This is a genomic window from Nocardia puris (assembly GCF_003315035.1).
Taxonomy (GTDB): domain Bacteria; phylum Actinomycetota; class Actinomycetes; order Mycobacteriales; family Mycobacteriaceae; genus Nocardia; species Nocardia puris.
In genome coordinates this window covers 296,537-309,219 of record NZ_QNRE01000008.1, presented here as the reverse complement: position 1 = coordinate 309,219, position 12,683 = coordinate 296,537, and the positions used below count along the sequence as shown (strand labels likewise).

6 protein-coding genes are annotated in these 12,683 nt (G+C 71.9%); 3 read left to right on the top strand and 3 right to left on the bottom strand.

Annotated elements, in window-relative coordinates; genetic code table 11:
• Positions 1-6,319: non-ribosomal peptide synthetase (locus DFR74_RS21255; protein ID WP_113975227.1), on the top strand; the 6,319-nt coding region annotated here is incomplete at its 5' end.
• Between the two features lie 185 nt (positions 6,320-6,504).
• Positions 6,505-7,530, top strand: coding sequence for an alpha/beta hydrolase (locus tag DFR74_RS21250; protein WP_067507659.1), 1,026 nt, complete (start codon positions 6,505-6,507; stop codon positions 7,528-7,530).
• Between the two features lie 249 nt (positions 7,531-7,779).
• On the opposite strand, the gene DFR74_RS21245 is transcribed toward DFR74_RS21250, so the two are convergent.
• Together DFR74_RS21245 and DFR74_RS21240 are read right to left on the bottom strand one after the other, a co-directional pair.
• A complete protein-coding gene (locus DFR74_RS21245; RefSeq protein ID WP_067507656.1) occupies positions 7,780-8,805 on the bottom strand; it encodes an SDR family oxidoreductase in 1,026 nt (341 codons plus the stop codon).
• A 147-nt stretch (positions 8,806-8,952) separates the two neighbouring features.
• Positions 8,953-9,765, bottom strand: coding sequence for an enoyl-CoA hydratase-related protein (locus tag DFR74_RS21240; RefSeq protein ID WP_113975224.1), 813 nt, complete (start codon positions 9,763-9,765; stop codon positions 8,953-8,955).
• A 134-nt stretch (positions 9,766-9,899) separates the two neighbouring features.
• Here DFR74_RS21240 and DFR74_RS21235 point away from each other — a divergent pair, with 134 nt between their 5' ends.
• A complete protein-coding gene (locus tag DFR74_RS21235) occupies positions 9,900-11,108 on the top strand; it encodes a TetR/AcrR family transcriptional regulator (protein WP_067507645.1) in 1,209 nt (402 codons plus the stop codon).
• Between the two features lie 19 nt (positions 11,109-11,127).
• Here the strand turns inward: DFR74_RS21235 and DFR74_RS21230 are convergent, their stop codons facing one another.
• Entirely contained in the window at positions 11,128-12,654 is a 1,527-nt protein-coding gene (locus DFR74_RS21230; RefSeq protein WP_067507654.1) for an aldehyde dehydrogenase family protein, read from the bottom strand.
• Between the last annotated feature and the right edge of the window lie 29 nt (positions 12,655-12,683).

Here is a 12,683-nt window from a genome sequence, read left to right as displayed (position 1 = left end):
GCCGTCGATGTTGGATGCGTTGCTGACCGAATCTGATGGGCGTCTGCCGGATTCGTTGCGGCGGGTGCTGGCGATCGGCGAAGCCCTCCCGGCCGCGCTGGCCCAGCGCGTGCGCGCGAGCGGCACCGCGCTGTTCAACCTGTACGGCCCGACCGAGGCGGCCGTCTCCATCACCAACCACGCCGTCACCGAGGCCGACAGCGGGTCGGTGTCGATCGGCAGGCCCGAGTGGAACAGCCGCGTCTACGTGCTCGACGCTGCGCTGCGCCCGGTGCCCGCCGGTGTGCCCGGTGAGTTGTACCTGGCCGGAAACCAGTTGGCGCGCGGCTATTTCGCGCGCCCCGCGCTCACCGCGGATCGCTTCGTGGCCAACCCCTTCGAAGCGGATGGCGCGCGGATGTACCGCACCGGTGACCTGGTGGCGTGGAGTGCCGACGGCGAGTTGGAGTATCGGGGTCGTACCGACTTCCAGGTGAAGATCCGCGGTTTCCGCATCGAACTGGGCGAGATCGACGCCGCCCTCACCGACCAGCCTGGTGTGGACTTCGCGCTCACCGTCGGACGCGAGATCGGCGGGCGCGCCGCCACTCTCGTCGGCTACGTGGTGCCCGCGCGCGGCGCGACGCTCGACACCGGTGCGCTGACCGCCGCCCTGCGCGCGCGGCTGCCCGAATACATGGTGCCCGGCGCGCTGGTCGTGCTCGATGAACTGCCGCTCACCTCGGTCGGCAAGGTCGACCGGTCGGCGCTGCCGGAACCCGAACTGCCCGAACGCGAATACCGCGCGCCCGCCACCCCGGAGGAACGCATCGTCGCCGAGGTCATCGGCGAGGTGCTGGGCCTGGAGCGGGTCGGCGTGGACGACGACTTCTTCGCGCTCGGCGGCGACAGCATCACCTCCATCCAGGTGGTGGCCAGGGCGCGGGCGCGCGGCGTGCGGTTCACCCCGCGCCACGTGTTCGAATCGCGCACCGTCGCCGCGCTCGCGGCCGTCGCCACCCCGCCGGAGGCCCCCGCCGCGCGCACCGGCGTGCTGCCGCTCACCCCCACCGGCGCGCGCGTGCTGGCGACCAGGCCGGACGGCATCGAGGTGCGCGCCATCGTGCTCGACCTGCCCGCCGACCGCGAACCCGCCGCCGTGCGGGCCGCGATCGACGCGGTGCTGGAACAGAATCCGATGCTGTGGGTGCGCCTGCGCCCCGCCGCGGCGGACGCGCCCGCCGCGTTCGACCTGCCCGCCGCGCCGACGCCGGACGACCAGCCCTACTACCAGCTCACCGACGAGGACGCGGGCGTCCCGCTGGACGACGTGGTGCTGGCCGCCGCCGACGCGCTGGACCCGGTGCAGGGCCGCAATATCCGGTTCGTGCGCCTGGGCCCCGACACCGCCGCCAAGCTGGTGGTGGTGGCCAACGGCCTGGTGCTGGACGACGCGTCCTGGCGCCTGGTGATCGACCAGCTGACCGCGGCCTGGTCGCGGCACCGCCACGCCGCGCCCGAGCACGCCGACGGCGGACCCGCGGTGCTGCTGCGCGCGCTCGCGGCCAAGGCATCGGATCCCGCCACCACCGCCGAACTGGTGTGGTGGCGCCACGCGCTGGAGGGCGCCGCGGCACCCGCGCCGCTGCCCGCCGGGGTGGATCTGGCCGTGCGGTCGCGGGTTTCGCTCACGCTGACCGCCGAAGGAGCGGCCGCCGTGAGCACCATGGCCCGCGCCTACCACGCGACCGTGGACGAGGTGCTGCTCACCGCGCTCGCGCTAGCCGTGCGCACCGCCGAACGCGAAACCGTCGCGCGCACCGTGGGTTCGGTGGTCAGCCTGCCCGCCGACGCGCGCGGGCAGGCGCATTCGGATCTGGTGGGCGGCTTCGTCACCGATTACCCGCTGCCGCTGCGCCTCTCGGGCGTCGACATCGCCGACGCGCTGGTCGGCGGACCGGCCGCGGGCATCGCGCTGCGCCAGGTCAAGGAGCTGCGCCGCTCGGTGCCGTCGGCCGGTGTGGGCTACGGCGTGCTGCGCTACCTCGCGGGCGCGACCGACCTGCCCGAACCGGGGCTGATCCGGTTGCGCTACCGCGACGTGCGCCCGGCGCGGGTGCACACCGACGCGACGGTGGATGACCTGCTGCTCGACATCGCCGTCGAATCCACCGGCGACGGGCTGCGCACCCGCTTCGACTTCGCGGCGGGCGTCTTCACCGCCGACGACGTGAAAACCTTTGCCGAACACTGGGTCCGGGCGCTGGGCGGTCTCGCCGAACACGCGCTGCGCCCCGGCGCGGGCGGGCACACGCCGTCGGACTTCCCGCTGGTGCGGCTCACCCAGGGCGATCTGGACCGCTTCGTCGGCGAATACCCGTCTCTCGGCGACATCTGGCCGCTGACGCCCTTGCAGTCGGGCATGCTGTTCCACGCCCGCCTGGCCGACGCGTCCATCGACGCCTACATGATCCAGTTCGTGCTGGATCTCGACGGCGCGGTGAACCCCGCCCGCCTGCAAGGGGCCGCCCAAACGCTGCTGGACCGGCACGCGAATCTGCGCGTCGCCTTCGCCGACACCGCCGACGGCGGCGCCGTGCAGGTGGTGCCCGAGGCGGTCGAGGTGCCGTGGCGCCAGATCGCGCTGGACCACCTCGCGCCCGGCGCCATCGCCGCCGAGGCCGAGCGGATCAAGTCCGCGGACCTGGCGCAGCACTTCGACATGCGCACCCCGCCGCTGATCCGCTTCACCCTGCTGCGCACCGCCGCCGACCGCTTCCATCTGGTGGTGACCAGTCACCACATCCTGCTCGACGGCTGGTCGGTGCCGCTGCTGCTGCAAGAACTGCTCACCGTGTACGCGCTGGGCCGTCGCTCCCGGCACCTGCCGAAGGTGCACCCGTACCGCGACTACCTGGCGTGGCTGGCCGCGCAGGACCGCGCCGTCGCCGAGAAGGCCTGGCGCGACGCGCTCGCCGGCATCACCGAGCCCACCCCGCTGGCGGGCGAGGCGGGCCGGGAGATCGCCGAGGGCATCGGCGAGGTCGAATTCCTGCTCTCCCCGGAGCGCACGGCCGCGCTGACCCGCGCCGCCGCGAGCGCGGGCGTCACCGTCAACACGGTCGTGCAGGCGGCGTGGGGCCTGCTCATCGGGCGGCTCACCGACCGCGACGACGTGGTGTTCGGCGCCACCGTCTCCGGGCGGCCCGCCGAACTGCCCGGCGTGGAGACCATGGTCGGCCTGTTCCTCAACGCCGTGCCCGTGCGGGTCCGGCTGGACGCCGAGCAGACCCTCGCCGAACTGCTGCGCACCCTCCAGGACCGGCAGGCGGCGCTGCTGGACCACCACCACCTCGGCCTCAGCGACATCCAGGCCGCGGTGGGCGTGGACGGGCTGTTCGACTCGCTGGTGGTGTACGAGTCCTACCCGGTCGACCGCGACGGACTGCGGCGCGCCAGCGCGGTGGACGGGATGAGCGTCGGCGGCGTGCACGTCACCGACGGCACCCACTACCCGGTGACCGTGATCGTGGCGCTCGGCGAGCAGTTGCACGTCGAGATCAAGTACCTGCGTGACGTTTTCGGCGAGGCCCAGGCGCGCGCCTTCGCCGACCGGCTCGCCCTGCTGATCGGCACGTTCGTAGACGGGCCGGGCCGCCGGGTCGCCGAGGTGGACGCGGTGCTGGACGGCGAACGCCGCGCCCTGGCCGCGCACAACGCCACCGAAACGCCGGAGTTCCTGGACGATTCGACGCTGCTCTCGCTGTTCGACGCGCAGGTGGCCCGCACGCCCGACGCGCCCGCCGTGCGGTTCGGCCACGTGAGCGTCAGCTACGCCCAGCTCGACGCGCGGTCGCGGGACCTCGCGCGCGAACTCGTCGCGCGCGGGGTGGGCCCGGAAGCGCTTGTGGCCGTGGCCATGCGGCGGTCGGTGGAGCTGGTGGTCGCGATCTACGCGGTGCTGCGCGCCGGCGGCGGGTACGTGCCCGTGGACCCCGACCACCCGACCGAGCGCTGCGAGTCGGTACTCGCGGGCGCGCGCCCGGTGTGCGTACTGACCACGGCCCGCACGGGATTCGGCACCGCGACCGGTGTGCCCGTGGTGGCCGTGGATGCGCTGGAAGCCCTCGGCGCGGGCGTGGCCGTGGACCCCGTGGTGCGTTCGGAGAACGTGGCGTATGTGATCTATACATCGGGTTCGACGGGTCGTCCGAAGGGTGTGGCGATCACGCATCGGCAGATGGTGAATCAGTTCCGGTGGGCGCAGAGTGCGTATCCGCACGACGGTTCGGATGTGGTGTTGCACAAGACGCCGATCACGTTCGATATCTCGACGTGGGAGCTGTTCTGGCCCTTGCAAGTCGGCGCCACCGTGGTGATCGCCGAACCCGACGGTCACCGCGACCCGGTGTACCTGGCGAACACCATCGACGAATTCGGCGTCACGACGGTGCATTTCGTGCCGTCGATGCTGGACGCGTTCCTCGACGGCTCCGGTGCGGCGCAGCGGCACCCCTCGCTGCGCCGGGTGTTCGCGGCCGGTGAGGCGCTGTCCACCGAGACCGCCGAATCCTTCGCCGCCGCGCTGCCGAGCACCGAACTGGTGAACTGGTACGGCCCGGCCGAGGCGGCCGTGGTCACCGCGCATCCGGGTGTGGCGGGCGCGGGCGCGTCGGTGCCGATCGGCGTGCCGGTCGCGAATACCCGTGTGTACGTGCTGGATCGGCAGCTGCGCGAAGTGCCGCCCGGCGCCCCCGGCGAGTTGTACATCGCGGGCGCCCAGTTGGCGCGCGGCTACTACCGCGCGGCGGGGCTGACGGCCGAGCGGTTCGTCGCGCATCGCGACGGGCAGCGGCTGTACCGCACGGGCGATGTGGTGCGCTGGCGCACCGAGGGCGTGCCCACGCTGGAGTACTTGGGCCGCAGCGATTTCCAGGTGAAGCTGCGCGGCCAGCGCATCGAACTCGGCGAGATCGAAGCGGTGCTGGCCGACCACGAGAACGTGCGCCACGCCGTCGTGTCGCTGGTGCGCGCGGCGACCGGTGACCGGCTCGTCGGCTACGTGGTGCCCGTCGCGGGCACGTCCGTCGACACCGCCGACCTGCTGGCGCACGCGCGTAGTTCGCTGCCGCAGTACATGGTGCCCTCGGCGATCGTGGTGCTCGACCGGTTGCCGCTCAACGCCAGCGGCAAACTCGACCGCAACGCGCTGCCCGTCCCCGCTCTGGCCGCCCGTGCGTTCCGCGCGCCGGCCTCGCCCGTGGAACAGGCCGTCGCCGCCGCGTTCGGCGAAGTCCTCGGCCTGGCCTCGGTCGGCGCCGACGACGACTTCTTCGACCTCGGCGGCAACTCGCTGGTCGCGACCCGCGCCGCCACCCGGCTGCGCGAACGCACCGGGGCCGAGGTGCGCGTGCAGTGGTTCTTCACCGACCCCACGGTGAGCGCGCTGGCCGCCCGGATCAGCCGGGCCGCCGAACACGGCGTCGACTTCGAGGCCGACTCCGCCGCCGCGCTCGGCCCGCTGCTGCCCATCCGGGGCACCGGCACCGCCGAACCGCTGTTCTGCTTCTACCCGATGGCGGGCCTGTCCTGGAGCTACGCGGGCCTGGTGCCGCACGTGGACCGGTCGCGCCCCATCATCGGCCTGCAATCGCCCACCCTCTCCGAGGACGACTACTTCCCCGAATCGCTCGACGCCATGGCGGCCCGCTGCCTGGCCGAGATCCGGTCGGTGCAGCCGCAGGGCCCGTACCACCTGCTCGGCTGGTCGCTCGGCGGCCTGCTCGCGCACGCGGTCGCGGTCCGGCTGCAAGCCGCAGGGGAGCGGGTCGCGCTGCTGGCCATGCTCGACAGCCACCACGACATCGCCGTCACCGACTTCCGCACCGCCCTGCGCGGCGCGCTGGCCGAGATCGGCATCGGCGAGGGCGGCCTGCTCGGCGACGGCGACCCGCACGACCTCAGCGACGAATCGCTGGCCGCGCTACACGCCACCATCCCCAGGGAACTCGCGGTGCTCACCCCGGACCGGCTGCGCAAGATCTACCGCAGCGCCGTGCGGTCGGCCGAACTCATCGCCGACCACCGGCCCGGCGTGTTCCGCGGCAGGCTGGAGTACTTCAGCGCCCGCGTCCTCGGCGAGAACATCGTGCGCGGCATCGAGCCCGAGCACTCGGCGGGCAAATGGGCGCCGTACGTGGACGGCACCGTCGCCGACCACCCCGTCGCGGTGTCGCACGACCAGATGACCTCCCCCGAAGCGCTGGCCGAGATCGGACCGCGACTGTCGGCGCTACTCGCCGGGGGCGCAACCGGCGACAGCGGAATCCATCGGGCATGATGGGACGGCGTTCAGGAAACAGTGCCCTCTTTTGTGACGACTAGATAGGCCGTATGGTCTGGCGTGGCGCCCATCGCGTGCACGTCCGGGCGGCCAGGGGAAGCCCATCCGTGATCCCGATACGAAGTGAAGGTGCGAAATTGATACGTCGACAGAACCGGCGGCGCGGCGCACGTGCCGCGGCGATGATCGCGACCGGGGCGTTGCTCGCGGGTCTCATCTCCGGGATCGGCGCATCTCCCGCGGCGGCCTCCGACCCGATCATCGAGGGCAAGGCTCTGCTGGCGAACCCCACCTCGCCCAACGGCTCCAAGATCGTCAAGGCCGAGATCAAGGACGCCCGCAATATCCGCCTGTACGTCCACTCGGCCGCCATGGACAAGAACGTCATCATCGACGTGCAGCGCCCGGCCGACGCGTCGGTGCCCCGGCCCACCCTCTACCTGCTCAACGGGGCGGGCGGCGGTGAGGACGACGCCTCCTGGGTGGCGCGCTCGGACGCGCTGAAGTTCCTGGAGGACAAGAACGTCAACGTCATCCAGCCGATCGGCGGCAAGTGGAGCTACTACACCGACTGGATCGAGGACGACCCGAACCTGGGCCGCAACAAGTGGACCACGTTCTTCACCGAGGAACTGCCCCCGCTGGTCGACGGCGCGCTGGGCACCAACGGCCGCAACGCCATCGCGGGCATCTCCACCTCCGCCACCACCGTCCTCGCGCTGCCCATCGCCAAGCAGGGCCTGTACCAGGCCGCGGCCGCCTACAGCGGCTGCGCCCAGACCAGTGACCCGGTCGGCTCGGAGTTCGTGCGCCTGACCGTCGAGACCTGGGGCGGCGGCGACACCGAGAACATGTGGGGCCCGCAGGGTTCGGAGGAATGGGTCAGGAACGACCCGTACGTCAACGCCGAAGGGCTGCGCGGCCTGGAGCTCTACATCTCCAGCGGTACCGGCCTGCCCGGCCAGTACGACACCCTGAACAACCCCTACGCCCTGCCCGGCGTCTACGGCCTGGCCAACCAGATCCTGGTCGGCGGCGTCATCGAAGCGGGCACCAACTACTGCACGCGCAACCTCGAACGCCGCCTCAACGAACTGGGCATCCCCGCGACCTTCAACTTCCGCCCCGACGGGTCGCACTCGTGGGGGTACTGGAACGACGAGTTCCCGCGGTCTTGGCCGGTGCTGGCCAAGGGGTTGGGGATCTAGGGTTCGAGCTAGGGATCGCCCCGGTTGCGTTGTGCGGCCGGGGCGGTTTGTGTTTGTGTGCCGTGGGGTGGTTGAGGTGAGGGTTGGGGCGAGCCCGGTTGGTGGCGTTGTTTGATGGGGGAGGCGAGGCCGGGGGCGGGTGTGCCCGGTGTTTTTGGCGCGCGAGACGGCCGCGAACGGTCGGTCGTCGGGCTCCCTCCCCGGGGTGGTTGGGAGGGTGCGGATGGGGCGTTTGGATGAGGGGTGGGGCTAGACCCAGTTCTCTATCCAGTACTTCCAGATCAAAGGGGCGTAGGCAGCTAATGGAGGCACCCGGATGTCGGTGTCGGCGAGGTCCTTCGTGGCCTCCGTGGCGTCGAACCAGCAGGTGAATTCGCTGTGTTCGAGGACGTCGAGGGGGACGCCGACGCGGGAGAGGGTCCAGTTGGCGCCGGGGACGCGCAGCATCATGGTCATGGTGCGTTTGGGCATGACCTCCACCAGGTGCGGGGCGCCCGCCTCGTCGGCGAACAGGTTGAGCGCGTCGACGGCGCTCATGCGGCGCGGGTCCACCAGGTGGTAGGTGCGCGACGCGCGGTCCGGCAGGTGCGCCAGGTGGTCCAGGGCGCGCACCACGAAATCGACCGGCACCATATTGGTCTCGCCGAGTTTGGGCACCAGCACCGGCAGCAGCCGAGGCAGCTGGGCCGCCATCCGCAACAGGCGGAAGAAGTAGTACGGACCGTCGACGCGGTCGATCTCGCCGGTGCGGGAGTGCCCGATCACGATCGAGGGCCGGTAGATCCGCCACGGCAGCGACGACGCGCGCACGATCCGTTCGGCTTCGAATCTGGCCTGCTGCAACGGGGTGGTCAGGGTCTGGCCCTGGTCGAACATCGACTCGGTGAAGTAGCCCTCGTGCGCGCCCGCCACCTCGACCGTCGAGACGTGGTGCAGCGCACCGGCGGCCAGATCCTCGGCCAGATCCACCACGTGCCGGGTGCCGCCGCCGCATTCGGTCAGGTCGTAGCTCGCGGCCAGGTGGAAGACGTGGTCGATGGTTCCGCGATGCCGCGCCACCCAGGACGGGTCGATCGCGAGGCCGGGCACGCCCAGGTCGCCGCGCACCGGGCGCACCCGGTCGCCGGCGTCCCACTCCCGCGCGCACCATGTGTACCGGTCGGCCGAGGCCTGCCCCGGCCGTACCAGCACGTGCACGTCCGCGTCGCGCCGCAGCAGTTGGGGGATCAGGAATCGACCGATGAACCCGGTCGCGCCGGTAACCAGGTATGCCATAGCCGATGAACATAGTCCTGCGCTCGGCGCGGGTTGTGCCCGGGATCACATTGGCGCGGCGGGGGTGTTCGCGAGCCGGGGAGCTACCCGGGGCCGGCCCGCGAATACCCGATTCCCCGCACGAAACGTGCCCGGTGGCCGGGGGATTCAGTCGGCGAAGACCGGCTTGCGCTTGGTGAGCATCGCCGTCGCGCCCTCGACGAAATCGGGGGAGCCCAGCAGTTCGGACTGCCCGGTCTTCTCGGCGGCCAAGGTCGCGTCGAGCGCGCCGAGCGTGGCCTGGTTCAGCGCCCGCTTGGTGAGTTCCAGCGCGCGGCGCGGTCCGTGCGCGAGCTTGGTGACCGCGGCTTGCACCCGCGCGTCCAGCTCGTCGGCGGGCACGGCGGTGAGCAGGCCGGCGCGCGCGGCGGCCGGTGCGGGCAGCCGCTCGCCGAGCAGCGCCATCTCCGCCGCCAACGGACGTCCGGCCGCCGCGGCCACCAGCGCGGCCGCGCCGCCGTCGGGCATCAGGCCGATATTGATGAACGCCAGCAGCAGATAGGAATCCTCACTCGCATACACGAGATCGGCGGCCAGCGCGATCCCCACGCCGACCCCGGCCGTCGCGCCGCGCAGTCGCGCCACCACCGGGACGGGCGCGTCCACGATCGCCCGCACCAGCCGGTTGGCCGCGTCCATCACCATCTCGGAGGTGATCCCGCGCTGGGCCTCGCCCGCCGACGCCGAGAGATCCGCGCCGGTGCAGAAGTCGCCGCCCGCGCCCGTCAGCACGATGACCCGCACCGCGCTGTCGGTCGCCGCGGCCAGGATGGTGTCGCCGAGGGCGACCATGGTGTCGTAGTCGATCGCGTTCTTGCGGCCCGGGTTGTCGAGGGTCACGCGCAGGATGCGCCCGTCGCGTTCGGTGGTGAACCGGACCGTGGCGGAGCCGTTCGCCGAAGAGGAATCGTTATCTCTCATGTGTCGCTCCCGATCTGCGATTCACCGGCGCACGCGGCCGTGAATAGTGGTTAACTTCGCGAATTGTGGTTAACTTATGTGGACTTGTCCGGCGCTGTCAACACCGGGGCGCCGCCACCAGAACGGAGAGGTAGATGGTCGCCGAACACGGCGAAGTGGACCTCGCCCCCGCGCGGGCCGAGCCCGCCGTGCGCCGCCGCCCGAAGGACCGCAAGGCCCAGATCATCCGGGCGGCCGCGCGGGCGTTCAGCGAACGCGGGTACTACCCGGTGGGCGTCGACGAGATCGCCGCCGAGGTCGGCATCTCCGGGCCCGCGCTGTACCGGCACTTCGCCAACAAGTACGCGCTGCTGGTGGCCGCCGCCGAGGAGGGCACCCGCCAGCTGCTCGCCGTCGCGGTCGCCGCCGACGACCCGGAACGCGCGCCGCGCGAGCGGATGGACGCGCTGATCCGCGCGCTCAGCGAGCACACCGTCGACATCCGCCGCGAGGCCGGTCTCTACCGCTGGGAGCGGCGCTACCTCGAGCGCGCCGATCGCCTCCGCATCCGCGCGATCTACGACGACATCAACACCACCCTCGCCGCGCCCATCGCGCGCCTGCGCCCGGAGGCGAGCGCCGAGGACCTCGATCTGCTGGCCGTCTCGGTGCTCAGCGTGGTCGCCAGCATCTCCGCGCATCGCACCGCGCTGTCGGCCGCGCGCCTGCTGCCGCTGCTGCGCGAGATGTGCTGGGCGGTGCTGAACGCCGAGCTGCCGCCCGCCCCGCAGCAGCCCGACCCCGGGCCCGTGACGCGCGGCCTGCCCGTCACCTCCAAACGCGAACAGCTGCTCACCGAGGCCATCCGCATCTTCGGCCGCCAGGGGTATCACGAGGCCAGCATCGAGGAGATCGGCGCGGCCGTCGGCATCAACGCCTCCAGCGTGTACCGGTACTTCACCAGCAAGGCCGATCTGCTCGGCGCCGCGTTCCACCGCACCGGCGACCGGGTCTCGGTCGCCATCACCGAGGCGCTCGCCGAGGCCGACTCCCGGCCCGACGCCGCGCGCCGCATCGCCGAGCGCTACGCCAAACTCAGCTTCGCCACGCCGGAGATCATGCCGGTGTACTTCGCCGAGTTCAGCAACCTGCCGCCCGCCGAACAGCACCGACTGCGCGCCATCCAGCGTCAGAACATCCTGGAGTGGGCGAACCTGCTCGACGGCGACCCGGTGGAGGCGCGGTTCCGCGTGCACGCCGCCCTCAACCAGGTCGTCGACGTCGGCCGCCTGCTGCGCTTCGACGCCCGACCCGCCCAGATCGCGCGGGTCACGGCGCTGATGAACGCGGTCCTACTCGGCTGACGGGTTGCTTGCTGCTCCCTCAGATCGCGCGGCCGTGCCGCAGCCGGAACATCGCCTTGGCCAGCCGCAATTGCCGGGGATGGCGTTCGAAGGTGGCCAGGTTCGTCGCCGCGCGATACCGCTTGCGCGCCACCGCCAGCGTCCGGCTGAACTCGCGCAGCCCCTGGTCGCCGTGGCTGTGCCCGTGCCCGTATTCGCCGACGCCGCCGATCGGCAGAGCCGGGATGGCCAGGTGCGCGGTGGAGGAGTTGATGGTCACCACGCCGACCCGCAGCTGCTCGGCGAACAGCTCGACACCGTGCACGTCGCGGGTGAACACCGACACCGCGACGCCGTTGCCCGCGGTGTTGATGCGCTTGGCGGCGTCGTCCATATCGGCCACCCGGTTCACCACCAGCACCGGGCCGAACGCCTCGCCGGTGACCGCGAGGCTCTCCTCCGGTACGTCGGCCAGCACGATCGGTTCGATGTAGGGGTCGCGGATCGACTCCAGCCCGCCCACCACGGCGCGCCCGCCGCGCCCGAGCGCGTCGCGCACCTGTTTGCGCACCACCTCGATCTGCGATTCCAGCACCATCGGCCCGTAGGAGGCGCGCTTGTCGGCGCCGGGGCGCAGCCGCCGCGCCTGATCGGCCACCAGGTCGAGGAACGCGTCGTACACCGAGTCCGCCACGTACGCGCGCTGCACGCCGTGCGCGTTCTGCCCCGCGTTGGCCATCGCGCCGAAGACGGCCGCCTCGGCGGCCTCGTCCAGCTTCGCGTCCACGTGCACCACCATGGCGCCCTTGCCGCCGCGTTCCACCACCACCGGGGTCATGGCCGGCGCGCACAGCGAGATCACCTCGCGCGCACCGGTTTCCGACCCGGCGTAGGCGATCTTGTCCAGCTTGGCCCGGCACAGCGCCGCGACGGTGCCGGAGTCGCCCGTCACCACCTGCAGCACGGGCTGGTTGGGGGCGAGCGCGCTCCAGGTCTCGGCCAGCCACACGCCGACGCCGGTGGTGAGCTCGTGCGGTTTGAACACCACGGCGTTGCCCGCCGCCATCGCGTAGGCGATCGAGGCCATCGGTGTGAAGACGGGGTTGTTCCACGGGCCGATCACGCCCACCGTGCCCAGCGGCAACTGGCCCACCGCCGCGTGCTGGTTGCGCGCCAGCCACGTCGAGCCCAGTTTGCGCCTGCGCAGCGCGCGTGCGGCGTTGCGCGCCGCCCAGTCCAGATTCTCCACCGCGAGGGCGACCTCGATCGCCGCGTCCGCCTCCGGTTTTCCGGTCTCGGCGCACAGCAGCTCGACCAATTCGTCGGCACGCCTTGCGATATCGCGCTTCCAGTCCAGCAGCCAGCGCTTACGCCCGCCGAATCCCAGTTCGGCCCACCATTTTTCGGCCGCGCGGGCGGCGCGCGCGGTGCGATGCAGTTCGCTCGCGCCCAGCACGGGGTACGTGCCGACGGCCTCCCCGGTGCGGGGATCGTAGGACGTCAGCACGGTCGATCGGCTCGATCCTCCCGGATGCGCCGCCAGTCGCGGCTGCGCGGATTCGGCCATGGTCACCTCTTCACGTCTCGACCCGCCAA

Excerpts from the sequence above, each read along its gene's own strand:
- DFR74_RS21250 (WP_067507659.1), top strand. The coding sequence starts at position 6,505 with ATGATCGCGACCGGGGCGTTGCTCGCGGGTCTCATCTCCGGGATCGGC.
- DFR74_RS21245 (WP_067507656.1), bottom strand. The coding sequence starts at position 8,805 with ATGGCATACCTGGTTACCGGCGCGACCGGGTTCATCGGTCGATTCCTG.
- DFR74_RS21240 (WP_113975224.1), bottom strand. The coding sequence starts at position 9,765 with ATGAGAGATAACGATTCCTCTTCGGCGAACGGCTCCGCCACGGTCCGG.
- DFR74_RS21235 (WP_067507645.1), top strand. The coding sequence starts at position 9,900 with ATGGTCGCCGAACACGGCGAAGTGGACCTCGCCCCCGCGCGGGCCGAG.
- DFR74_RS21230 (WP_067507654.1), bottom strand. The coding sequence starts at position 12,654 with ATGGCCGAATCCGCGCAGCCGCGACTGGCGGCGCATCCGGGAGGATCG.